Below are 22,356 nucleotides of genomic sequence, written 5' to 3'. Positions count from 1 at the left end.
GGGGGGCCCGGCCGCCGGGCGGCCCGGGGGCGCGTGGTGACAGACGGGCTGTCCCGGATCGTGGCGGTGGTGCGGGAGCTTCCGCCGGAGTCGACCCAGCAGGCGGTCGGCTATCCCTCGCTGTTCCTGCTCGTGGCGCTCGGCGCGCTCGTGCCGATCGTGCCGACGGGCGCGATCGTCAGCTCGGCCGCCGTCGTCGCCTTCCACCAGTCCTCGCCGCTCGCGCTGCTCTTCGTCTTCCTGGTGTCGGCCTTCGCCGCCTGCCTCGGCGACGCCGCCCTCTACTGGCTCGGCCGCCGCGGGGTCCGTTCCCGCAACGGCTCGCGGTGGCTCGCCGCGCTGCGGCGACGTGCGGCCCCGGAGCGGCTCGCGCACGCGCAGGAGCGGCTCGACACCCATCAGGTGTCGGTGCTCGTGCTCTCGCGGCTCGTGCCGGCGGGGCGGATACCGGTCATGCTGGCGTGTCTGCTCTCGGAGATGCCGCTGCGGCGCTTCGTCCGGGCGGACGTCGCGGCCTGCCTGGCGTGGGCGGCGACGTACCAGCTGATCGGGATCCTGGGCGGTTCGCTCTTCCCGGAGCCGTGGCAGGGTGTCGTCGCGGCGGTGGCCCTGACGGTGCTGGTCAGCGCGGTCCCCTCGCTGTGGCGGCGGGTCCGGGGGACGCCCCGCGAGGCCGCGCCGTCAGGGAGCGAGCACCCGTGAGCCGCCGATCGGCAGGTCCCACAGGTCCTCGCGGGGCAGGCCCGCCTTCTCCCAGGCGGCCCTGACCCGGGCGAGGGGTTCGAGGACGGGCTCGGAGGAGAGGACGAAGGTGGCCCAGTGCATGGGCGCCATCCGCCGCGCTCCCAGGTCCTGGTGGGCGCGGACCGCCTCCTCCGGGTCGGTGTGGACGTCGCTGAGCCACCAGCGGGGGTCGTAGGCGCCGATCGGGAGCAGCGCCAGGTCGATGCCGGGGTACCGGCGGCCGATCTCGGCGAACCAGTGGCCGTACCCCGTGTCCCCGGCGAAGTACACCCGGCGCCCTGCCCGGTCGCTCATCACCCAGCCTCCCCACAGGGAGCGGCAGGTGTCCAGGAGGGTGCGCTTGGACCAGTGGTGGGCGGGGACGAAGTCGAAGCGCACGCCGTCGAGTTCGGCCGCCTCCCACCAGTCGAGCTCGGTCACCCGGCTGAACCCCCGGCGGGTGAACCAGCGGCCGAGGCCGGCCGGGACGAAGACGGGGGTGTGCCGGGGCAGCCGCTTCAGGGTGGGGGCGTCGAGGTGGTCGAAGTGGTTGTGGCTGATGACGACGGCGTCGACGCGCGGCAGGTCGGCCCAGGGGACCCCGACCGGGGTGAGGCGGGCGGGGGTGCCGAAGATGCGGCGGGACCAGACCGGGTCGGTGAGGACGGTGAGGCCGCCGATCCGCAGCACCCAACTGGCGTGCCCCGCCCAGGTGACGGCGCAGGTGTCGGGTCCGGCGGGCGGGAGCGGGCCCGGTTCGAAGGGCAGCAGGGGGACGTCCCTGAGGCCCTCGGGGCGGGGGCGTACGGCTCCCTCGCGGGCGAACCTGGCCAGGGCCCGCAGGCCCGGGAGGGGCGTGGTGAGCCGGTCGACGAAGGTGCGCGGCCAGTCCGACCGCAGCCTTCCGACGGGCTGGAGCACGGACGCCGGGGCGGGGGCGGCGCCGGGAGCCGTGGCCGGGGCCTGTGCGGCGCCCGCGGGCGGCACCGTCCGTTCGCTCATCTGCGGACTCCGTTCTGCGCGGGTCGTACGGCTCGTGGGGCTCGTCGGGGACGGGGCGGCTCTGTCATCGCAGTTCCTCCAGGACTCCTCCGAACTCCGTGAGACCGCGGGCCACATGGGCGAGGTCCAGCGGATCCCGGAACCGCAGCGTCTCGGCCCTCTCCTCCCCCGTGGTCCCCAGGAACATTCCCGTGTCGATCCGGACGCGCAGCGCGCCGAGTTCGTCGCCGAAACGGTGGCCGCCGGTCGCCGGGACCCCGAGCCGTTCGGTGAGGTGGCTCTCCAGTTCCAGGGAGTCGGTGACGCCGCGGGCGGCGAGCCCGGCCCGGAGCGGACCGAGGTCGGCGTAGAGGTGGCGCCCGGCCCGCGGGGGCAGGGCGAGGGCCCCGGCGGCGAGGACGGCGTGGTGCGCGGCACCGGCGATGCGGCCGTGGACGGTGGCGGCGAGCCGGGCCCGTACGGTCACGTCCTCGGGTTCGTCGAGGGCGTGGGCGGCGGCGGGGGCGACGGGGCCGGGGACGACGGCGCCGAGTGCGGTGAGCACGTCGAGGACGCGGGACCTGCGGTCGGTCCAGCGGTCGGCGTGGGACGGCGCGGTGGGCGGGAAGCGGGCGACGGCGCAGGGCCAGGCGGCCGGGGTGAGCGCGCCACCGAGGTCGCTGACGACGGTCACGTCGTCCGGGCACATCTCGGCGGGGCTGAGGAACACGGTGTCGCGGGGCTGGTGGAGGGTGTCGCGCCAGGTCTCGTCGCTGATGACGTGGAGGCCCTCGGCGACGGCGGCCTCGCAGGCCTCGCGGACGAGTTCGGGCGGGGCGACGGTGCCGGTGGGGTCGTCGGCGACGGAGATCAGCAGGAGTCTGGGGGCGCCGCCCTCGGCGCGGATCCGCCGGACCGTCTCCAGGAGGGCGTACGGATCGGGGACGCCGCCGCACTCGGCGGGGGTCGGCACGTGGTAGGCCGGGCGGCCGAGGAGGCGGGCCTGCGGGGTCCACCGGGCGGGACAGGGCCGGGGCATCAGGAGGTCGCCGCCGTGCGCGGCGATCAGGGCGAGGAGCAGGGCGGGGGCGCCGGGGCCCGCCACGACGTCCTCGGGATGGGTGCGCAGGCCGCGGCGCCACCAGTAGCCGGAGGCCGCCTCGCGCAGGGCGGGTCCGCCGCCGGGCGGCTCGGGGGCGGTCCGCTCGGCGGCGGCGGCGAGGAGTCCGGCGAGCCCCGGCAGCACGGGCAGGCCGGTGTCGGGGACGGGTGGGCCGTAGCGCACCGGGCCACGGCCGTCCGGAGCCGTCTGCCGCATGTCCCGTACCTCCTGAGGGCACGGGGGCGCCGATACGGCACCCCCGTGCCCTTTATACGAAGATTCGGGCGTTTCCGCCGCTTCAGGCGACGGGCGGGTGCTCCGTCGCGCCTCGGCGCGGGCGACTCAGACGACGGTGACGGGGTGCCGTACGACCGCGTCGAAGAGGTAGCCCTGGGTGTTGTGGACGGCCCGGTCGGGCTGGGTGTTCCCGGCGGCGTCGGTGATACGGGAGAGCAGGGTGACCGGCCCGGTACGGTGCGGACGCCACGGCACGCTCCAGCGGACCCAGCCGTTCCGCCGGGGCGTGTCGTGGAGCCGGGCCGGCCGCCAGTGGGCGCCGCCGTCGGTGGACACCTCGACCCTGCGCACGGGCGCGAACGCGGACCAGGCGCGCCCGGTGAGCCGGTGGACGCGGCCCGCCTCCAGGTCGGCGCCGAAGGGCAGCTGGTAGCCGGACTTGATCGTCTGGCGGCCGATCGGGGCGCTTCCGCCCTCCGGGTGGGCGGTGCCGAAGAGGCGGTACCAGTCGGTGGACCAGGGCGAGGCCAGCGGTCGGGTGGAGACCTCGATGTCGCCGAGCCACTTGATGGAGGCGATGCCGACCCAGGAGGGCACGACGAGCCGGACGGGGTGGCCGTGGTCGTACGGGAGGGGCTCGCCGTTCATCTCGTACGCGAGGATCACGTCGTCGAGCGCCTTGGCGACCGGCAGCGGGCGGCGGACCCGGCCGAAGTCGACGCCGCCGGAGACGTACGGGTCGTCCAGGCCGCGCGGCAGGAGGTCGACGGCGTCGCGGGCGATCCCGGCGCGCCGGAGCACGTCGGAGAGCCGGGCGCCGCGCCAGCGGGCGGCTCCGACGGCGCCGAGGGTCCAGGCGGTACCGGTGACCGGCTCGCCCTGCTGGCTCGCGTAGAGGCTGCGGCCGTTTCCGGCGCACTCGATCAGGACCGTACGGGTGACGGAGGGGAGGTCACGGAGCTGCCCGTAGGTGAGGTGGACGGGGCCGCGGCCGTGCAGTCCGTCGCCCCAGAGCGTCAGGCGCCAGTCGGCGGCGTCGAGGACGGGGGTGGAGGTGTGGTTGCGGACGAAGAACCGGTCGGCGGGCGTGAGGAGGCCGGTGTCGCCGAAGCCGTCGAACCGTGCCTCGGCATTCGTACCGCGGACGGTGAAGTGCTCGGGCGGGAGTGCCTTGACGATCCCGGGCGCGGCGAGCGCGCCGGTGCCCGCGGGCCGGGCGTGGGCGGGCGCGGCGGTGGCGAGCCCACCGAGGGTGGCGGCCGCGGGGGCCGCAGCGAGGACCTTCAGCAGGGCCCGGCGGCCGGGTACGGCGGGGTGCGCGGCGGACGGGTGCGGCACGGGCGGGTTCGGCACGGACGGGTGCGGCACGGGACTCCTCGGCACAGGGGGAAGGCGGACCACCGGGCGGCGGCGCGCGCCGATCCTAGGGGCGGGAGGGCGGTCCGGACGGCCCGTTCACGGTGCTGTCACAGAGGGTTCGTCAGGTCGGGGCGGACGGGCCGGTGGGCGGGGCTCGGCCAGTCGTGCGGGGAGCGTGATGCCCGGTAAATCGGGGGCGGTCGTGGGGCTCGTCGGTCGACAATGCGGGATGTCGATACGCGAAGCGCTTCCGGAGGACGCGGCGGCCGTCGCCGCCGTGCACGTGCTGTCCTGGCGGGCCGCCTACCGCGACCTGCTCCCCGCCCCCTACCTGGCCTCCCTTGACGTGGAGGAGCGCACCGCCGTGTGGCGGACCCGGCTGGCGGCCGCGGACCGGCCCACGGTCCTGGTCGCGACGGACACCGAAGGGCGGGTGCTCGCCTTCTCCTGTTTCCGGGCCTGGCGGGGCGAGGCGTTGGATGCCGGTCCCACGGCCGAACTGGCGGCGCTCTACGCCCTGCCGGAGGCCTGGGGCACGGGCGTCGGGCGGGCGCTCCTCGCGGCGTCCACGGAGGCGCTGAGGGAAGCCGGGTTCCGTACGGCGGCGCTGTGGGTGCTCGCGGGCAACACACGGGGGCGTCGCTTCTACGAAGCCGCTGGCTGGCGGCCGGACGGCGGGACGGCGCGGGAGGAGACGGGAGGCCGGGTCCTCGACGAACTCCGTTACCGAAGGCATCTGTTGGCCTGACGTCGCCGATATCGCCTCACACCCTCCGACTGTCCGTATCGCAAGACGCGGGTCTCATCATTCGGCACGCGTGCGTACGGTGGTGACACGCACCCGCCACCGTAGGGAGTCGCTTCCATGACGCACGCCTCCGTCCCGTCCACCTCCGACGCGGCCCATGAGACCGCCGTCTACACCCACGGCCACCACGAGTCGGTCCTGCGCTCGCACAGCTGGCGGACCGCCGCCAACTCGGCGGCCTACCTGCTGCCCGAGCTGCGCGCCGGCCTGGACGTCCTGGACGTGGGCTGCGGTCCCGGCACCATCACCGCCGACCTGGCCGCCCTGGTCGCTCCCGGCCGGGTCACCGGGGTCGACGCCGCCGAGGGCGTCCTGTCGAAGGCGCGTTCCGTGGCCGTCGAACGCGGCCTGGAGAACGTCGAGTTCACGGTCGCGGACGTGCACGCCCTGGACTTCCCCGACGACTCCTTCGACGTCGTCCACGCCCACCAGGTGCTCCAGCACGTCGGAGACCCGGTGCGGGCACTGCGCGAGATGCGGCGGGTGTGCCGCCCCGGCGGTCTCGTCGCGGCCCGCGACAGCGACTACGGAGCCTTCGCCTGGTTCCCCGAACGGCCCGCGCTGGACGGTTGGCTGGACCTGTACCACCGTGTCGCCCGCGCCAACGGCGGCGAACCGGACGCGGGACGGCGCCTGTTCTCCTGGGCCCGGGAGGCCGGCTTCACCGACATCACGACGACGGCCGCCACCTGGTGTTTCGCCACCCCCGACGAGCGGTCCTGGTGGAGCGGCCTGTGGGCGGACCGTACGGTCGACTCCGCCTACGCGGACCTGGCCGTCTCCGGGGGCCACGCGACCACCGCCGAGCTGACGTCGATCGCCGAGGCCTGGCGGGAGTGGGGCACCCGGGACGACGCCTGGTTCATGGTCCCGCACGGCGAGATCCTCTGCCGGGTGTCCTGACGGGCCGGCCCCACTCGGAAGAAGGCGCGCACCCGACCCGGGAGAACGAGCCCGCGCCCCTCAGTAGAAGTGGTGCACGCCGAGGCAGTCCGGGTCCTGGTTCGGGCAACTGGGGTGCGGCGTCCGGTCGGGTTCGGGCGGTCGGGGCGGCTCCTGGACGACCGGCGCCGGAGGCATCGCGAAGGCGTCGCAGAGGCACGCGCCGCAGACTCCCGAGAACCGTGGCTCACCGTGACGGAACCGCGGATGCCCGCACCGGCACTCCTGTGTCGCCCACGCCGCCATCCCCGGACCTCCGTCCCGTCGCCGCCGCCCCCCGCGTCCAGGGTAGCCACCGGCCCCCCGTCCCGTCCCTCCCTCAGCTCGGTCGCATGCGGAACTCGTAGGCGTACGGCAGGGGTTCGTCGGTCAGGCGCGCCCAGACCTCGCCCAGGATCTCGGCACCCTCGCCCAGGTCCGCGACCTCGAAGCCGGCGTCGAAGACGGCGCGAGCCTCGTCCTTCCTGCCCTCGGCGAGCAGCAGCCGCGCTTCGAGCAGCCGGAACGCCCCGCTCCGCCGGGCTCGTTCCGGCAGCCCGCCCCAGAGGGACCGGGCCCGGTCGGGCCGCCCGGCGGCGAGGAGCGCCTCGACCGCTTCGCGGCCGAGGGTGGCGGCGACCGTCTCGCAGTCCGCCGAGTGTCGGGGCGCGTGACGGGGGTCGTCCGGGTGGCGGGACGCGTCCCGGGAGTCGTCCGGGTGGCGGGACGCGTCCCGGGGGCCGGACGCGGCCTCGTGGTCGGCGGAGGCCTCAGCGAAGCGTTCGGCGGCCCGGTCGGGGTGCCCGTCCTCCCGGTCGGCGACGGCCAGGCAGTACAGCAGGGGCCAGCAGGCGGTGGCCTCCTTCAGCCCCCGCTCCCAGCTCCGTACCGCCTGGGCACGGTCACCGGCGTGCCACTGGGCGATGCCGAGGTGGTACTCGGTGGAGGGGTCGGCGGGCGCGGTCTCCAGCATGTCCCGCCAGGGCGCGGCGACCAGCGGCACGCCCGGCGCGGCGCCGTTCGCCGGGGGCGGCAGGACGCCGGTGCGGAGCAGCTCAAGCCAGGGTGCCTGCTCGGGACCGAGCGTCGACTCGGGGAAGGGCGTGCCGGGCAGGTCGTGGCGGCCGCGCAGGACTTCCAGGGCTCCCCAGCCGGAGCCGGCCGCGAGGGTCTCCTCCGGCGCGGAGTCGGCCGCTCCCTCCCGCCACGCCCGGTACGCGGCGTCGACGGCGTCGCGGGGCAGCGCGCCGGCCAGGGTCCGCTCGACGTCGGCGCGGGCCGCCGCCCAGTCGTCGCCGAGCGCCGCGGCGGGGTCGGCGGCGAGCGGTCCGTACGCCTCCAGCCAGCTGAACTCCGCGCCGCCCGCGAGCTCCAGGTGCTCCAGCTGGGTACGGGCGAGACCGGCCTGGATCTCGGCGTAACCGGGAGTGCCGGGTTCCGTCAGCCATTCCTGCCAGCGCCTGCCGCCGCGCTCGGTGCCCCAGAGGAAGAGCTTGCGGCCCCGCAGCGGGTCGGTGGAGGTCTGGACGAGGCCGGTGCCGTCGGTGTCGAGCGCGGCTATCCAGCGGCGCTGTTCCTCGGCGAGGTCGTAGAACCAGTCGGCGGCGTGGGCGCCGTTCAGGGGGTACGAGCGGTCGGTGCCGTCCTCGGTGACGGGAACGGGGACGCGGCGCAGGCCGCGCTCGTAGCCGTGGTGCCAGGCGGCGTCGGCGGGCGCGACGATCCTGCGGTCCTCGGGGACGGCGGTGTTGGACCACCAGTAGACGGGGGCGGGCCGCTCGTGGGGGTTGCGGACGCGGACGCCGACGTAGAGGAAGTCGGAGCCCTCCGGGAGCCACAGGTCGACCTGGAAGGGCAGGTCTCGCAACCGCTCCCACTCCCAGAGGCGGAGCATCGGGCCGCCGTCGGGCGCGCGGACGGTGGACGCGTGGAGGGGCGAACAGGAGAGGGTGGTGTGGCCGGTGGCGCCGATGTTCCACTCGATGCCGCCGGAGAACCAGGCGCCGTTGAGCGCGAAGGCGGCGGGCTGGAACACCGGGTTGCGGTAGAGGAGTTCGCGGCCGGTGGGCTTGTGGTGGAGGGAGTGGATCCGGCCGCCGAGGCCGGGCAGGACGGTCGCCCGGAGCCGGTCGTTCTCGATCACGATCGAGTCGAGGTCCGTGGGGGTGCGCTCGCGGCCGTAGCCGTCGCGCACGGCGGTGGGCAGCAGGCTGCGCAGGGGCGCCCGCCCGATGGCCCGGGCCATGTCACGCGGGAGTTCCGCGAGGGTCGGCGCGTCGACCGCGTGGGCCCCGGCACCGGCGGGGGCCCGCAGTGCGGGAAGGGGGTTGTCCGGGCCCAAGGGGGCGGCGGGCAGCGTCAGTACGGCACGTCGTACGGTCGTCATCGCCCCATGGAACACGCCCGGAGCCACCCTGACCAGGGGCTCTCCGCGTCGAGCCGCGGGCCTGCTTCCTGGCTCCTGGCTCCTGGCTCCTGGCCGGGCGGCTCGGGGGGCGCGCCGGAAATTCCCGGCGGCGTCGGCGGCCCCGCCCTAGGGTGGACGGTCGGCCCGCCGCACGGCGAGCCGGGGGAACCATGGTGCGGGGAGTACGAGAGATGGGCACGCAGCACACCTACCGGGTCATCGTGCGCGGCACGTTCGAGGGCCTGTCGGAGGAGAGCCGGTCCCGGCTGCTCGCCGAGGTGGACGCGCACGGGCTGACGGCGATGCAGTTCACGGAGGAGGGCTCCCTCGCCTACGACAGGACGCTGAAGCACTTCTCGTACCGCCTGGTCGTCGTCTCCGACGCCGAGGACGGCGACGAGATGGCGGGTGCGCTCGCGGAGGACCGCGTGGAGACGGCGCTGAAGGAGCTCGGCCACGGGTACGGGGCGCTGCGCTCGACGGTGACCGACCTCGACACCATGAAGATCAACTACAAGCGCCGAGCCTGATCCGGGATCTCGTGCAACGGGTGCGCGCCGGAACCCCGGCCGCGATCGCCCGGCCGTGGCTCCCGGGGATCCGCGCCGCGGCCGCCACCGGTCTGGCCACGGCCCTGCTGGAGGGACGGGGGCCGGCCGGCGGGCCCCGGTGGACCACGTCCGGGGAGAGCCCGATCGCCGTCTGCTCCGCCCCGTACAGCCCCCGCCGGGTACCGCTCGCTCTCGGCATCACGCCGGACCAGGCGCGGGCGCTCGCCACCGCCCTCGGCGGGGGTTCCGGAGCCTGAGCGCATCCGGTGCGGGAGGCACGTCCGCGTGCCCCGGTCGGCCACGCAGGCCGGCGGGCCACGCGGGCCCCGGTGGGCCGCCGCCCCGGCCACGGTGGACCGGCGCCCGTCCGCGCGGTCTGGGACGGGGGCGGGCTCTCAGCGACGCGTGGGCCGGCGCCCGGCCGCGCGGGCTGGGCCGGGGGTGGGCCAGGGCGCTCTCAGCGACGTGCCGTGCGGACTCGGAGCGGGCACGTCTCGCCCTTGCGTACGACTCCGACCATGACGGTGGACCGGCGGTCGAGCCCCGCCCCGGCGGCCGGGTACTGCGTGCAGACCTGCCATCGCGGCGGCCAGAGCACCCGCCGGTCGTCACCGCTCACGTCGTGGACGTCGAGCCGCGTGCGGTGGTCCAGGCGGGTGAAGACACGCCAGAGCCCCTGGCCGAGGAAGTCCGGCATCGGGCGGGTCCGGGCGGCGCCGTCCGCCGTCGCCGTCTCCTCGGTCGAGGACACCGCGAAGGCGGCGAGCGCGAGGACCGCGCCCGCGCCCACGACGGCGCGCCGCCTCACCTCCGCCCCCGTGCGGCGCGGGACAGGCCCCGGGCGACGACGCCGATGGGGGTGGTCGTGAGCATCCCGACCCCGCCCGGCGTGAGGGCTTCGGCGCATCGGGGCCCTCCCCCGCCCGGTGTCCGTGACGTCTCCTTGGGACTCATGCCCGCCCTCTCCTCCGTCGTGCGTACCCGGCCACCGCCGTGGGACCAGAATGAGGCGGGTGAGGCCTCGCCGTGACGGTGAGAAGAGCCGTACGGGTGACTTGTCAGACAGCGTGGGCCGACTACCGTGGTCCCGGACACCGGCGGGAACGAGACGAGGAGCGGCCGTGGCGGTCAGCGGGCAGCGGCGGCGACCGGTCGTCGCGCTCTACGAGCGGATCGCGGACGCCGTGCACGACGGCACCTACCCGCCGGGGTCGACGCTCCCCTCGGAGCCCAAGCTCGCCGCCGAGCTCGGCGTCAGCCGGCCCGCCCTGCGCGAGGCGCTGCTGCTGCTCCAGGAGGACGGGCTGCTCACCGTCCGGCGCGGGGTGGGACGGACCGTCAACGACCGCCCGCCCCGGCGCGGGTTCGAGCACGTCCAGCCGCTGGAGGAGCTCATCGGGCCGGGGACCCCGCTGCGGGTGCGCGCCCTGCTGCGGACGGTCGAGGAGCCGACGGACTTCACCACCCAGCACCTGCTGGCCCCGGCCCGCGCCGAGCTGCGGTTCTGGGAGTCCGTGCTGACCGGAGAGGGTACGGCGGCGGCGCTGAGCCACGAGTGGGCGACGGCCGACGACCTGCTCGACCGGGTGCACCCGGAGTTCGCGCGGGCCCTGCGGGCGGCCGAACAGGGGGGCGCCGGGCGCGGACCGGCGGTCTCCATGCTGTCGGTCCTCGTCAGGGCCTCGCGCGACACGGCCCTGAGCGCGCACAGCGGGATCACGGCGACGCTGCTCGGTCGGCGGCGCGGGGAACAGCTGGGCCGGCCGGCGGACACCCCCGCCGTGCTGGTCACCCAGGTGGTGCGGGTGGGCGAGGTCCCGGTCCTCGCGGCCAAGCACATGCTGCCGACGGGCGCCCCGGCCCTGCCGGTCCTCCATTCCCACTGAGCGCGGACCGGGTCCGGCAGGCGCGGCCGGCCCCCTGTCGGCCCCGTCACAGCGTGCCCGTCCCCCGTGGCGTACACTTCCCCGCCATGCACTTGTCTGACAACTCCTCCACGCCTGCCGCCGCCACCGTCTCCGAGTGGATCCGCCGGGCCCCCAAGGCCGTCCTGCACGACCACCTCGACGGTGGGCTGCGCCCCGCGACCATCGTCGAGCTGGCGCGGGAGTGCGGCTACACCGCGCTGCCGACCGAGGACCCCGCCGCGCTCGCGGTGTGGTTCCGGGACGCCGCCGACTCCGGTTCGCTGGAGCGCTACCTGGAGACCTTCGCCCACACCTGTGCGGTGATGCAGACCCGTGAGGCGCTCACGCGCATCGCGGCCGAGTGCGCCGAGGACCTGGCGGCGGACGGCGTCGTCTACGCGGAGATCCGCTACGCCCCCGAGCAGCACCTGGAGGGCGGGCTGACCCTCGACGAGGTCGTCGAGGCGGTCAACGACGGCTTCCGCGAGGGCGAGCGCAGGGCCGGCGGCCGGATAACCGTCCGCACGCTGCTCACCGGCATGCGCCACACCGACCGCTCCCTGGAGATCGCGCGTCTCACCGTCGCGCACCGGGACAACGGCGTGGCCGGTTTCGACATCGCCGGCGGCGAGATCGGCAACCCGCCGGCCCGCCACCTCCCCGCGTTCCAGCACCTGAAGCGGGAGAACTGCCACTTCACGATCCACGCGGGGGAGGCCGTCGGGGCCGAGTCGATCCACGAGGCCGTGCAGGTCTGCGGCAGCGAGCGGATCGGCCACGGCGTGCGGATCACGGACGACATCGCGGAGGACGGCACCCTGGGCCGGCTGGCCTCGTACGTCCGGGACAACCGCATCGCCCTGGAGGTCTGCCCGACCTCCAACCTCCAGACGGGCGCGGCGAAGGACTACGCCTCGCACCCGATCGACGAGCTGCGCCGCCTCGGCTTCCGGATCACGCTCAACACGGACAACCGGCTGGTCTCCGGCACCACCATGAGCGAGGAGTTCCAGCACATGGTGGACGCCTTCGGGTACGGCCCGGAGATCTTCGAGGAGTTCACGGTCGCCGCTCTGGAGGCCGCCTTCCTGCCGCTGCCGGAGCGGCAGCGGCTGATCGACGAGGTCGTCCGCCCGGGGTACGCGGCGCTCTGACCGGCAGGCCTGGGGGCGCCGGGGCGGGAGCCGCGCGGATCAGCGCAGCGCCGGTACGTCGAGGGTGAGCGTGCCCTGCTCCGCGTCGAGCGTGCCGGGGACGCCGAGCGGCATGGTCAGCGCCGTCGCGCCGTGCCCGAAGCCCATCTCCTCCACGACCGGCACCCCCAGGCCGCCGAGCCGGTCGGCGAGCAGCGCCCGCACCTCCTCGTAGGGGCCGCACTCCGCCCAGGAGCCGAGGCAGACGCCGGCGACGCCGTCGAGCCAGCCGGAGCGGAGCAGTTGGGTGAGGACGCGGTCGATCCGGTACGGCTCCTCGCCCACGTCCTCCAGGAGCAGCAGCCCTCCGCGTGCCGACGGCCGTTGGTACGGGGTGCCCAGGTCGGCGGCGATGAGGCTGACGCAGCCGCCGAGCGTCACGCCCCGGGCCCGGCCCGGCACCAGGGCCCGGGCCGTGTCCAGGCCCAGCGTCCGGACGGACTCGGGCTCGAACAGGGTGGCCCGCAGTGACTCCTGGGTGCGCGGATCCGAGAGGAAGGTGCCGGCGGCGACCATCGGGCCGTGCAGGGTGGCGTACCCGGCTCGGACGGCGAAGGCCTCGTGCAGGGCGGTGATGTCGCTGTAGCCGACGAACACCTTGGGCCCGGCCTGCCTGATCGCCTCCCAGTCGACGAGGTCCACCATCCGCTGCACGCCGAATCCGCCGCGCGCGCAGATGACGGCGGAGACCGAGGGATCGCACCAGGCCTCCGTCAGGTCCCGGGCGCGCGCCCGGTCGGTGCCCGCGAGGTACCCGAGGCCGGGGTGGGTGTCCAGGACGTGCGGGGCGACCACGGGGTCCAGTCCCCAGCCGCGCAGGATGTCGAGCCCCGCCGCGAGGCGGTCCTCGGGGACGGGACCGCTGGGCGCGACGACGGCGACCCGCGCCCCGGGCCCGAGCCGCCCGGCCCGGGTGAGCGGCCCGACGTGCGGCCGGCCCCCGGTGCGTGATCCGGTGGCGGCGGGCCCGGTCGTGTCCGGTACCGGCCCGGTCATGTCCGGTACTCCAGATCGGGGACGTCCTGCCGCTCGACGCCGAAGACCCTGGCGTACAGCGAGAGTTCGGCCTCAAGGGCGCGCACCAGGGTGTCGGCCCCGCGGAAGCCGTGGCCCTCGCCCTCGAAGGCGAGGTAGACGTGCGGGACGCCCCGGCCGGCCATGGCCGCGAGGAACCGTTCGGCCTGAGCGGGCGGGCAGATGACGTCGTCGAGCCCCTGGAGCAGCAGGAAGGGGGTCGTGACGCGGCCGACGTGCTCGATCGGTGAGCGTTCCTCGTACCGGCCGGGCACCTCGTCGAGGGAGCCGATCAGGCCGTACAGGTACTGGGACTCGAAGTCGTGGGTCTCGTCGGTCGCCCAGCCCCGCAGGTCGAGGATGGGGTAGATGATCGTGCCGCAGGCGTAGACGTCGGTGGAGACGAGCGAGGCGGCGGTCGTCCAGCCGCCCGCGCTGCCGCCGCGCACGGCGAGGCGGGCGGGGTCGGCGGTGCCTTCGGCCGCGAGGGCCCGGGCGACGGCGGCGCAGTCCTCGACGTCGACGACGCCCCACTGCTCGCGCAGCCGCTCGCGGTACTCCCGGCCGTAGCCGGTCGAGCCGCCGTAGTTGACCTCGGCGACCCCGATGCCGCGCGAGGTGAAGTAGGTGATCTCCAGGTCGAGGACGAGCGGTGCGTGTCCGGTGGGTCCGCCGTGCGCCCAGATGACGTAGGGCGGCAGCTCGCCCTCGGGCCCGGTGAAGGCGGGGTGGTGGGGCGGGTGGACCTGCGCGTGGATCTCCCGGCCGCCGGGGCCGGTGAAGGTGCGGACGCGCGGCTCGGGGTGGTAGGCGGGATCGACGACGTCCGTGTGGGCGGCGCCGACGACGCGGGTGCGCCCGGTGCGGGTGTCGAGCTCGACGAGCTCGTACGAGGTGTGCGGTCCGGCGGCGACGCCGACCACCCGGGTGCCCTGCGCGGCGAGCGTCGAGGCCCACTCGGTCCAGGGTCCCGCGGCGTCGACGAGGGTGCCGCGCTCGGGGTCGAGGATGCCGAGTGCGGTGCTGCCCTCGCCGTGGACGACGGCGATCAGTCCGTCCTCCAGGGGCGCGAACCAGTTCAGTCCGATCTTCCAGAGGGGTCCGCCGAACTCCTCGGCACGGGGGCAGAGCGCGACCGGTTCGGCCATGGCGCCGTCGGCGCGGACCTCGGCCCGGTAGAGGTTCCACCAGCCGGTGCGGTCGCTGACGAGCAGCAGCCGTCCTTCCGTGTCCCAGTCGACCTGCGGGACGGACTCGTCGGGGCCGCCCGCGACGGTCCTGGCCCCCCGGAACGCGCCGTCGGGAGTCACGTCGGCGAGCTGGACCTCGGTGCCGTCCCAGGGCATCCGGGGGTGGTCCCAGGCGATCCAGGCCGCCTTCCGCCCGTCCGGGGAGAGCCGGGGCCCGGTGACGAACCGGTGGCGCCCGTCGGAGAGTTCGCGCACCGCCGCGCGGTCCTCGGCGGCCGATCCGTCGAGGGGTACGGCGGCGAGCACCCGGCGCACGTCGGTCGGCGCGGGTCCGGTGAACTCCTCAAGGACGCACCACACCTCGCCCCGGTCCAGGTGGACCACCGGGTCCACCCAGCGCAGTCCGCCGCCGGTCCCGGAGACGGGGGTGAGGGGCAGCGGCCCGGCGGAGGCGTCGGGCTCGTAGGCGTACAGCCGCTGGTCGGGGAAGTGGCAGAAGACGGCGAGCGGTCCGCCTGCGGGGCGTGCGGCCGCCGCCCAGGGCCTGCCGCCGTACTCGATCACCCGGCTGCGGACGTTCCACGGGGCGGGCAGCACGCTCTCCTCGGTGCCGTCGGCGCGCCGCCGGACGAGGGCCCGCCTGCCGCCCTCGGCGGGGCGGGGTGCCGTCCACCACAGTTCGTCGCCCACGGCACCGAGGTACTCGGGCCGCCCGTCGTGGGCGGCGGCGAGCGCCGCGTCGACGGGTGACGGCCAGCTGCCGTAGGCCGCCGTGCTCGTGGTCATCCGATCTCCCCCTGTCGCGGTGTCACGCGGACCGGACACGGTCCTACGCCGACTTCAGATAGTGGTCGAGCACCCGGACCCCGAAGTGAAGGGCGTCCACGGGGACCCGTTCGTCGACGCCGTGGAAGAGGGCTCCGTAGTCGAGGTCCGGGGGCAGCCGCAGCGGCGAGAAGCCGTAGCCGGTGATGCCGAGCCGGGAGAACTGCTTGGCGTCGGTTCCGCCGGACATGGTGAACGGCACGACGTGGCCGGCCGGGTCGAAGCGCTCGACGGCGGCCCGCATCTTCGCGAAGGTGGGCGAGTCCACGGGCGCCTCCAGGGCCACCTCGCGGTGGTGGAACTCCCACTCCACGTCCGGCCCGGTGAGCCGGTCCATGGTCGCGGCGAACTCCTCCTCGGTGCCCGGCAGCGTCCGCCCGTCGATGTGGGCGACGGCCTGGCCCGGGATGACGTTGACCTTGTAACCGGCTTCCAGCATCGTCGGGTTGCTGCTGTTGCGGACGGTCGGCTGGACCAGGGCCGCGGCCGGTCCGAGCTTGTCGAGGAGCAGGTCCACGTCGAGGTCGGGCGCACCGGTGTCGATGTCGATGGCGTACAGCGCGGCGAGTTCGGTGAGGGCGGCGCGGACGGTGGAGGTGAGGCGGACCGGCCAGGTGTGCGAGCCGATCCGGGCGACGGCGTCGGCGAGGCGGGTGACGGCGTTGGCCGTGTTCACCTTGGAACCGTGGCCCGCCCGGCCGTGGGCGGTCAGCTTGAGCCAGGCGGTGCCCCGCTCCCCGGCGGCGATCGGGTACAGGGTGGTGCCGGGCTGAGGATGGAAGCTGAACGCGCCGGACTCGCTGATGCCCTCCGTACAGCCGTCGAAGAGGGCGGCGTGCCGGTCGGCGAGGAAACCGGAGCCGTCGTCGGCGCTGGCCTCCTCGTCCGCGGTGTAGGCGAGGACGATGTCGCGGCGGGGCCGGACGCCCTGCCGGGCCCAGGCGCGGACGACGGCCAGGACCATCGCGTCCATGTTCTTCATGTCGACGGCCCCGCGCCCCCACACGATCCCGTCGCGGACCTCTCCGGAGAAGGGGTGGACGCTCCACTCGGCGGGGTCGGCGGGCACCACGTCCAGATGGCCGTGGACGAGGAGCGCGTCGGCCGAGGGGTCGGTGCCGGGGATCCGCGCCACCACGTTGGTGCGGCCGGGGGTCCGCTCCAGGAGGGTGGGCTCGATCCCGGCCCCGGCGAGGCGCTCGGCGACATACTCGGCGGCGGGACGCTCACGGCAGTCGCCGCCGCCCCGGTTGGTGGTGTCGATCCGGATCAGCTCGGAGGTGAAGGCGACCACCTCGTCGAGCGCTGTCGTGTCCGGGCCCCGGACCTCCTCAGCCATACTGCTCCTCCACCGCGGCCGAGACGATGGTCGTGACCGCCTTGAACGTGCGAATTGCCTCGTACATCGTCTCGCTGGTGTAGGCGACACGCCGCTCGCCGCTCCGCGCCACGCCGGGAACCACCGTGGCGGCGGCGCCGAGGTGGTCGGCGTCGAACTCCAGCTCCACGGAGAAGGGGCCGCCCCGGACCGGCTGGTGGCGGACGGCGAGCGCGGCCCCGGCCTTCGCCGCCGCCCGGATGTCGGCGGCGGTCCTGGCCGGGGTCCGGCACACCGCCGCGTACCGCGAGACGTGGTCCTTGACGGCGACCTTGGGTGCCTCCGGCGCGTAGCCGAGGGCGTCCTCGCAGGTGAGGTCGTCGCCGGTGACGAGGACGACGGGAACGCCGTACTCCGCGACCACATGGGCGTTGAGCAGGCCCTCGCTCGCCCGCTCGCCGTTGAGCCAGACGCCCGTGATGGAGTTCGCGAGATAGGTGTGGGCGAGGACGCCCTCGGCGCCGGCACCCGTGTGGTAGCCGACGAAGGCGATGCCGTCGACGTCGCCGTGCTGCACTCCCTCGACCATCGAGAGCGACTTGTGCCGTCCGGTCAGCATCTCGGCCCGCTCGTCGAGCCGCTCCAGGAGCAGGTTCCGCATGGACCAGTGCGCCTCGTTGATGAGGACCTCGTCCGCGCCTCCGTCGAAGAAGCCGAGCACGGCGGCGTTCACGTCGGAGGTGAACATGGCCCGGCACCGCTCCCACTGCGGCGTGCCGGGGAGCACGTCGGCGGGCCAGGTCACACCGGTCGCGCCCTCCATGTCGGCGCTGATGAGGATCTTCATGTCTGGCACCGTACGCGCCGCCAGGCGGCCCCACCACCCCTGTGGATAACCGTCGTTGGAGTGGACCACTGGCGGTCACCGGGACGGCGGTACGGAGCACCGGCGCGGCTCCGGATACGCTCAGGGGCCTCCTCGGCCGGACGGCGCGGGGCCGTGGCGGCGCGGCGAGGATCCCGGCCCCACCCGCCTTTCCGGAGGCCCGCGCTTCGAAACGGGGCGAAACATCGCCAAGGGGTGCGTATAGGCTGTCGGCCGCCGTTGTCGTACCCGACCTTCCGGAGTGTTCTCGGTGACCATCGCCCTCGACCCGTCCGACACCTCCCCCGTCGTCCCCGCGCCCGCCGCTTCCGAGCCCGTGGCGGTGGAGCGGCCGGACAGTGCGGAGGAGTTCTGGGTACAGCAGCCGGAGGCCTCCGTGGCGACCGGTCCGGGGCCGGGCCCGGAGCCCGAGCCCGGCGCGGAGCCCGAGCCTCGGGCGGAGGAGACCCCCGGTCCCGACGCGGCGCTCGACACCGACGCGGCACTCGACACCGAGCCCGATCTCGTCCCCGACCCCGCCGCCCTCGACCCCGTCGTCGTCCGTGACGCCCAGGACTTCGGGGTGTACGCGCGCACGGGCGGCTGGGCGTTCGCGCTCAAGGTGGCGCGGAGCGTGCGGCCCGGCGGGCAGCCCGCCGAGGGGACGGCCCGGAGGAAGGTCTCCGCGAAGGCCTTCGCGGAGCTCGCGGGGTGCTCGCCGGAGCGGGTCATGCGCCACTACAAGGCCTGGGACATGGCGGCCGACGACGGTCTGGTCCCGCAGTTCGAGGTGCTCGTCCCGGGTGAGGACATCGAGCTGCCCGACGCGGACGTCTGGCACTCGTACTACGCCTCCCGCAACAGCGCCACGTCCGTGCGCGGCCAGGCGATCAGCGCGGCGGCCGAGGCGGAGGGCATCCGCCCGACGAAGGCCCTGGAGGTCGCCGAGAACCCGACGGCGCTGCGGGCCGCGATCCTCGCCGACCCGGGGACGGCGGAGGCCGCGCGCGGCGCGCTGCTCGACCGGATGAAGGAGGACCCCGCGCTCCAGACCGAGATGGCCCGTGCCATCGCGCGTACCGACGATCTGAAGAAGGCGGTGGCGAGCGAGGCGAAGGCGGCCGACCGCATCGGGTACGTCCGCCAGATCGTCGAGAACGGCCAGATCAAGACGCCGGCCGGGCAGACCGTGGAGGCGCCGGCCGAGCTGCGGGCCGAGGCGGAGCGGCATCTGTCCCTCCTCGACGAGCTCGACGACTCGGAGGAGGCGGGCGAGTGGGCCGGTGAGGCGTACGACACGGTGAAGGGCCTGGTCGCCAAGGCGGTCGAGGAGGACCCGGCACTGCGCGTCCAGGAGCGGCGGACGAAGTTCTACAACAGCCTGCAGAAGGCGACGAAGGTCTTCGAGGAGCTGACCCTGGACGAGGTGATGGAGGAGGACATCTACGAGGCCGACATGCTCCAGCGGCTCGAAGCCCTCCAGGAGGCGATCGGCAGCTGCATCAGCGCGCTGCGCAAGGCGACGACCGCCTCCTGACGGACACCGGCGCTCAGTCCTCGTGGCCGAGCTGGAGGTCGCGCTCGGTGCGGCCTCCGCCGGCCATCTGGAGGACGGTCGCGACGGGCGGGTAGCCGGCGGCGATGACGGTGTACTCGCCCGAGGACAGGTCCACGAAGCGGAAGGTGCCGTCGGCGCCGGTGGTGAGGGTGTCGACGACGTTGCCCGCCGCGTCGAGCAGGGTGACCCGGGCGTCCTCGACGGGGCGGCCGCCGCCCGCCCGTACCGTGCCGCGCAGCACGGCCCCGCCGGCGAGTTCGATGTCCTGGCGGGTCTCGCGGGACGCCTGGACGCTCACCGGGAGGGCGGCGGGCCGGAAGGCGGGGGCGCTGGCCGCGAGCGTGTACTCGCCCGCGACCAGTTCGGTGATGACGTATCCGCCGTCGCGCCCGCTGCGGGTGGAGGCGACGACCTCGCCGCGTACGTCGGTGAGGGTGACGGCCGCGTCCCGTACGGGGGTCCCGTCGGCGGTGACGACGCCGCCCGCGAGCCGCCCCGCACCGCCCAGGACGACGTCGAGCTCGATCGGCCGGTCGCCGACGGTGACCGAGACGGCCTGCGGCTGGTGTCCGCCGGCGGCCGCGATGAGGACGTACGCGCCGCCGCCGGGGACGCTCAGCGCGTACCGGCCGTCCTCGCCGCTGGCGCCGCGGCCGACCTGCCGGCCCTGGACGTCGATGAGGGTGAGGGCGGCCCGGGGGACCCGGCTGCCGTCGTGGTGCTGGACGGTGCCGCAGACGGGGAGCCCGGAGTGCGGCGGGGCGACGGCGGGAGCGGGGGCGGCGTGCCGGGCGTGCGGGACGGCCTGGACGCCGCCGAAGGCGTCGGCCCCGGTGGCCTCGGTGGTGGGGCTGTGGTGGGACACCAGCGGTTTCTCCTTGAGGAAGAAGGCGAGGACGAGGCCGAGCACGAGGACCGGCACGAGGTAGAGGAAGATGCGCGGCATCGCGTCCGCGTACGCCTGGATGTAGGCGTCACGGACGGCGGGCGGCAGGGTGTGCACCGTCTGCGGGGTGATCGACTCGGCCGGCGGGAGGGACGTGGGGCCGCCGGCGAGGACGCCGGCGAGCCGGTCGCCGAGGGCGTCGTCGAGCCGGGAGGCGAAGAGGGTGCCGAAGACGGCGGCGCCGACGCTGCCGCCGATCTGTCGGAAGTAGTTGTGGGCGCTGGTGGCGGTGCCGAGGTCGGCGGGGCGCACGGAGTTCTGCACGGCGAGGACGAGGACCGGCATGACGAGGCCGATCCCGGTGCCGAGGACTGCCTGCCAGAGGCTGTACTGGAGGCGGGGGGTGTCGGTGTCCATGCGGGAGAGCAGCCACATGCCGAGGACGGAGACGGCTCCGCCGAGCACCGGGTAGATCTTGTAGTGGCCGGTGCGGCTGATGAGCTGGCCGGAGACGACGGAGGCGATGACGATGCCGCCCATGAGGGGCAGCATCAGGAGGCCGGACTCGGTGGCGGAGGCGCCCTCGACCATCTGCAGGAAGCTGGGGAGGTAGCTGGCGGCGCCGAAGAGTGCGATGCCGACGACGGCGCCGACGAGGGCGGTGACGGTGAAGACCGAGTCGCGGAAGAGGCGCAGCGGGATCAGGGGTTCGGGCGCGAGGTGCTCGACGACGAGGAAGAGCAGGGTCGTGCCGGCGGCGCCGCAGGCGAGGGCGAGGACGACCCGGGAGTCCCAGGCGTACTCGGTGCCGCCCCAACTGGTCAGCAGGACCAGGCAGGTGGAGGCGGCGGCGAGGAGCAGGGCGCCGAGGACGTCGAAGCGCGCGCGTGCGGCGGGCTTGGGGAGCTTGAGGACGACGGCGACGACGGCGAGGGTGACGAGGCCGAACGGCACGTTGAAGTAGAAGCACCAGCGCCAGGAGACGTGGTCGGTGAAGAAGCCGCCGAGCAGGGGCCCGGCCACGGAGGCCAGGCCGAAGGCGGCGCCGATCAGGCCCATGTACCGGCCGCGGTCCCGGGCCGGGACGATGTCGGCGATGATCGCCTGGACGCCGATCATGAGGCCGCCGGCACCGATGCCCTGGATCGCGCGGAAGGCGATGAGCTCGTCCATGCTGCGGGACCAGCCCGCCAGGCCGGAACCGATGACGAAGACGACGATGGCGAAGAGGAAGACGCTCTTGCGGCCGAGGAGATCGCCGAGCTTCCCGTAGATCGGGAGGCCGATGGTGGAGGTCAGCAGGTACGCGGTGATGGCCCAGGACATCCGGTCGAGGCCCTGGAGCTCGCCGACGATCTTCGGCAGGGCGGTGGCGACGATCATCTGCTCGAGGGCGGCGAGGAGCAGCGCGAGCATGAGGCCGCAGAAGACGAGCCGGACGCGGCGGGGGTCGAGGGCGGCCGGTGCGGGGGCGGCCGGGGGCGCGGGGTCCCCGGGCGCCGCGCTGTCGGCGAGGGGGTCGGCGTCCTCCGCGGCCACCGCTCCCCCGATGGTCTCCGCCATCGTGATCGCACCCACGTACCTGCTCCCCTCGTCGCGGCGTCTGCGCCGCGCCATTCTTCGCATTGGGCGCGAAGGGGGAGCAAGTCGGGCGGTACGGGCCGCCCATGGCGTCCGGGGCCGTGAACGCCCCCGCGCTACGGCGCACTTGGGGCGCTCATCAGCGCGTTTACAAGTGGGCCCGCGCCCCCGTCGCGCCGGAGCGCGGGTAACGGGGGCGCGGGCGATCCACTCGAATCGGTGAACGCTCCGGGCGTTACTTCTCGACCTCGTCCGCCAGCTTGGCGAGGAGCTCGTCGTAGATCCGGCCGAGGCCCTTGGGCGCGAAGGTCCGCTCGAAGAACCCTCCGACGCCGCCGGCGCCGTCCCAGACGGTGGTGACGACGGCGCGGGACTTCCCCTCGCCGGCGGGGGTCACGGTCCAGGTCGTGACCATGGAGGAGTTGCGGTCCTTCTCGACGAGCTGCCCGTCGGTGGGCTCGGTGACCTCCAGGAGGCAGTCGCGGACGCGCTTGCTGGTGGCCTGGAGCTTCCAGTGGACGAGGGTGCCCTCGCCGTCGCCGCCCTCGCGCACCTCGTACTCGCTGAAGTGCTCGGGGAGCACCTTCGCGCGCGTGCCGCTGTAGTCGGCCAGCGCGTCGAACACCGTCTCCGCGTCCGCGGCGATGATCCGTTCCGTCGTGGCCTCGACCTGCGCCATTGACTTCCTCCAGCTCGTGGTTCCTCGGGGGTGTGGCCTAGGGGGTGTCGTGTCGGTCGGGCCGGATCAGGGAGCGGCGTCCGGTGCCGTGCCTCGCAAGGCGGAGGAGGGAGTCGACGCGGAGCGTCGGCGACCGACGACAACGCGGCGAGGTGCGGTGCCAGGCGCCGCGAGCCCGGCCTGATCGACAAGACACCCCCTAGAGAACCACGAGGGCCCCGGGGCGCGAAATCCGGGTTGCGGCGATCAAG

At 74.8% G+C, this 22,356-nt stretch carries 19 protein-coding genes; 8 read left to right on the top strand and 11 right to left on the bottom strand.

Going from position 1 to position 22,356, the window contains the following annotated elements; genetic code table 11:
• The first annotated feature begins 36 nt into the window (after positions 1-36).
• Positions 37-702: a DedA family protein gene (locus AMK29_RS14345; protein WP_073812625.1), complete on the top strand. Its 666-nt coding sequence runs from the start codon at positions 37-39 to the stop codon at positions 700-702.
• On the opposite strand, the gene AMK29_RS14340 is transcribed toward AMK29_RS14345, so the two are convergent.
• From AMK29_RS14340 to AMK29_RS14330, 3 genes are all read right to left on the bottom strand, one after another.
• Positions 682-1,725, bottom strand: coding sequence for an MBL fold metallo-hydrolase (locus tag AMK29_RS14340; protein ID WP_073812622.1), 1,044 nt, complete (start codon positions 1,723-1,725; stop codon positions 682-684). The genes AMK29_RS14345 and AMK29_RS14340 overlap by 21 nt on opposite strands.
• 64 nt (positions 1,726-1,789) lie before the next feature.
• The gene (locus tag AMK29_RS14335) at positions 1,790-3,022 is read right to left on the bottom strand and encodes an aminotransferase class I/II-fold pyridoxal phosphate-dependent enzyme (RefSeq protein ID WP_073812620.1); all 1,233 of its coding nucleotides are present in this window, start codon (positions 3,020-3,022) and stop codon (positions 1,790-1,792) included.
• 126 nt (positions 3,023-3,148) lie between these two features.
• Complete coding sequence (locus tag AMK29_RS14330) at positions 3,149-4,396, bottom strand: sulfite oxidase (protein ID WP_241845437.1); 1,248 nt, start codon at positions 4,394-4,396, stop codon at positions 3,149-3,151.
• Between the two features lie 235 nt (positions 4,397-4,631).
• Between AMK29_RS14330 and AMK29_RS14325 the strand changes: the two genes are divergently transcribed.
• Together AMK29_RS14325 and AMK29_RS14320 are read left to right on the top strand one after the other, a co-directional pair.
• A complete protein-coding gene (locus tag AMK29_RS14325) occupies positions 4,632-5,150 on the top strand; it encodes a GNAT family N-acetyltransferase (RefSeq protein ID WP_073812617.1) in 519 nt (172 codons plus the stop codon).
• Positions 5,151-5,267: 117 nt separating this feature from the next.
• Positions 5,268-6,113 carry a methyltransferase domain-containing protein gene (locus tag AMK29_RS14320; protein WP_073812614.1) on the top strand — a complete coding sequence of 282 codons (846 nt, stop codon included), beginning with the start codon at positions 5,268-5,270 and terminating at the stop codon, positions 6,111-6,113.
• 358 nt (positions 6,114-6,471) lie between these two features.
• Here AMK29_RS14320 and AMK29_RS14310 read toward each other — a convergent pair whose 3' ends face one another.
• Positions 6,472-8,517 (bottom strand): DUF5107 domain-containing protein, encoded by a 2,046-nt coding sequence (locus AMK29_RS14310; protein ID WP_073812609.1) that lies wholly within the window; start codon positions 8,515-8,517, stop codon positions 6,472-6,474.
• A gap of 212 nt (positions 8,518-8,729) precedes the next feature.
• Between AMK29_RS14310 and AMK29_RS14305 the strand changes: the two genes are divergently transcribed.
• Together AMK29_RS14305 and AMK29_RS14300 are read left to right on the top strand one after the other, a co-directional pair.
• Positions 8,730-9,068 carry a DUF6204 family protein gene (locus AMK29_RS14305; protein ID WP_073812607.1) on the top strand — a complete coding sequence of 113 codons (339 nt, stop codon included), beginning with the start codon at positions 8,730-8,732 and terminating at the stop codon, positions 9,066-9,068.
• Between the two features lie 20 nt (positions 9,069-9,088).
• A complete protein-coding gene (locus AMK29_RS14300) occupies positions 9,089-9,346 on the top strand; it encodes a hypothetical protein (protein ID WP_073812604.1) in 258 nt (85 codons plus the stop codon).
• Between the two features lie 200 nt (positions 9,347-9,546).
• On the opposite strand, the gene AMK29_RS14295 is transcribed toward AMK29_RS14300, so the two are convergent.
• Positions 9,547-9,897 (bottom strand): hypothetical protein, encoded by a 351-nt coding sequence (locus tag AMK29_RS14295; RefSeq protein ID WP_073812601.1) that lies wholly within the window; start codon positions 9,895-9,897, stop codon positions 9,547-9,549.
• A gap of 313 nt (positions 9,898-10,210) precedes the next feature.
• Here AMK29_RS14295 and AMK29_RS14290 point away from each other — a divergent pair, with 313 nt between their 5' ends.
• Positions 10,211-10,975, top strand: a complete 765-nt coding sequence (locus AMK29_RS14290; protein WP_073812599.1) for a GntR family transcriptional regulator — start codon at positions 10,211-10,213, stop codon at positions 10,973-10,975.
• A gap of 86 nt (positions 10,976-11,061) precedes the next feature.
• Positions 11,062-12,150, top strand: coding sequence for an adenosine deaminase (locus AMK29_RS14285; protein ID WP_073812597.1), 1,089 nt, complete (start codon positions 11,062-11,064; stop codon positions 12,148-12,150).
• 39 nt (positions 12,151-12,189) lie between these two features.
• Here AMK29_RS14285 and AMK29_RS14280 read toward each other — a convergent pair whose 3' ends face one another.
• Genes AMK29_RS14280 through AMK29_RS14265 form a run of 4 tightly spaced genes read right to left on the bottom strand, consistent with a single transcriptional unit; the run spans position 12,190 to position 17,383 of the window.
• Complete coding sequence (locus tag AMK29_RS14280; protein WP_073812594.1) at positions 12,190-13,185, bottom strand: S66 peptidase family protein; 996 nt, start codon at positions 13,183-13,185, stop codon at positions 12,190-12,192.
• Positions 13,182-15,179 carry a S9 family peptidase gene (locus AMK29_RS14275; protein ID WP_073812592.1) on the bottom strand — a complete coding sequence of 666 codons (1,998 nt, stop codon included), beginning with the start codon at positions 15,177-15,179 and terminating at the stop codon, positions 13,182-13,184. The genes AMK29_RS14280 and AMK29_RS14275 overlap by 4 nt, the downstream gene beginning before the upstream one ends.
• Positions 15,180-15,222: 43 nt before the next feature.
• Complete coding sequence (locus AMK29_RS14270) at positions 15,223-16,557, bottom strand: M20/M25/M40 family metallo-hydrolase (RefSeq protein WP_073812590.1); 1,335 nt, start codon at positions 16,555-16,557, stop codon at positions 15,223-15,225.
• Positions 16,550-17,383 carry a M55 family metallopeptidase gene (locus AMK29_RS14265; protein ID WP_073812587.1) on the bottom strand — a complete coding sequence of 278 codons (834 nt, stop codon included), beginning with the start codon at positions 17,381-17,383 and terminating at the stop codon, positions 16,550-16,552. The genes AMK29_RS14270 and AMK29_RS14265 overlap by 8 nt, the downstream gene beginning before the upstream one ends.
• 289 nt (positions 17,384-17,672) lie before the next feature.
• Between AMK29_RS14265 and AMK29_RS14260 the strand changes: the two genes are divergently transcribed.
• On the top strand, positions 17,673-18,938 hold the full coding sequence (locus AMK29_RS14260) for a hypothetical protein (protein ID WP_073812585.1): 1,266 nt from the start codon (positions 17,673-17,675) through the stop codon (positions 18,936-18,938).
• Positions 18,939-18,951: 13 nt separating this feature from the next.
• Here the strand turns inward: AMK29_RS14260 and AMK29_RS14255 are convergent, their stop codons facing one another.
• Positions 18,952-21,408: an MFS transporter gene (locus AMK29_RS14255; RefSeq protein ID WP_107422613.1), complete on the bottom strand. Its 2,457-nt coding sequence runs from the start codon at positions 21,406-21,408 to the stop codon at positions 18,952-18,954.
• Between the two features lie 253 nt (positions 21,409-21,661).
• The gene (locus AMK29_RS14250; protein ID WP_073812583.1) at positions 21,662-22,105 is read right to left on the bottom strand and encodes an SRPBCC family protein; all 444 of its coding nucleotides are present in this window, start codon (positions 22,103-22,105) and stop codon (positions 21,662-21,664) included.
• Between the last annotated feature and the right edge of the window lie 251 nt (positions 22,106-22,356).

It is taken from the genome of Streptomyces sp. CB02261 (assembly GCF_001905665.1).
Taxonomy (GTDB): domain Bacteria; phylum Actinomycetota; class Actinomycetes; order Streptomycetales; family Streptomycetaceae; genus Streptomyces.
The sequence above is the reverse complement of the archived record's forward strand: the minus strand, read 5'-3'. Positions and strand labels throughout refer to the sequence as shown.

Coding starts and splice junctions, on each gene's coding strand:
- AMK29_RS14340 (WP_073812622.1), bottom strand. CDS start 1,725: ATGAGCGAACGGACGGTGCCGCCCGCGGGCGCCGCACAGGCCCCGGCC.
- AMK29_RS14325 (WP_073812617.1), top strand. CDS start 4,632: ATGTCGATACGCGAAGCGCTTCCGGAGGACGCGGCGGCCGTCGCCGCC.
- AMK29_RS14275 (WP_073812592.1), bottom strand. CDS start 15,179: ATGACCACGAGCACGGCGGCCTACGGCAGCTGGCCGTCACCCGTCGAC.
- AMK29_RS14265 (WP_073812587.1), bottom strand. CDS start 17,383: ATGAAGATCCTCATCAGCGCCGACATGGAGGGCGCGACCGGTGTGACC.
- AMK29_RS14285 (WP_073812597.1), top strand. CDS start 11,062: ATGCACTTGTCTGACAACTCCTCCACGCCTGCCGCCGCCACCGTCTCC.
- AMK29_RS14310 (WP_073812609.1), bottom strand. CDS start 8,517: ATGACGACCGTACGACGTGCCGTACTGACGCTGCCCGCCGCCCCCTTG.
- AMK29_RS14280 (WP_073812594.1), bottom strand. CDS start 13,185: ATGACCGGGCCGGTACCGGACACGACCGGGCCCGCCGCCACCGGATCA.
- AMK29_RS14320 (WP_073812614.1), top strand. CDS start 5,268: ATGACGCACGCCTCCGTCCCGTCCACCTCCGACGCGGCCCATGAGACC.
- AMK29_RS14255 (WP_107422613.1), bottom strand. CDS start 21,408: ATGGCGGAGACCATCGGGGGAGCGGTGGCCGCGGAGGACGCCGACCCC.
- AMK29_RS14305 (WP_073812607.1), top strand. CDS start 8,730: ATGGGCACGCAGCACACCTACCGGGTCATCGTGCGCGGCACGTTCGAG.
- AMK29_RS14335 (WP_073812620.1), bottom strand. CDS start 3,022: ATGCGGCAGACGGCTCCGGACGGCCGTGGCCCGGTGCGCTACGGCCCA.
- AMK29_RS14270 (WP_073812590.1), bottom strand. CDS start 16,557: ATGGCTGAGGAGGTCCGGGGCCCGGACACGACAGCGCTCGACGAGGTG.
- AMK29_RS14250 (WP_073812583.1), bottom strand. CDS start 22,105: ATGGCGCAGGTCGAGGCCACGACGGAACGGATCATCGCCGCGGACGCG.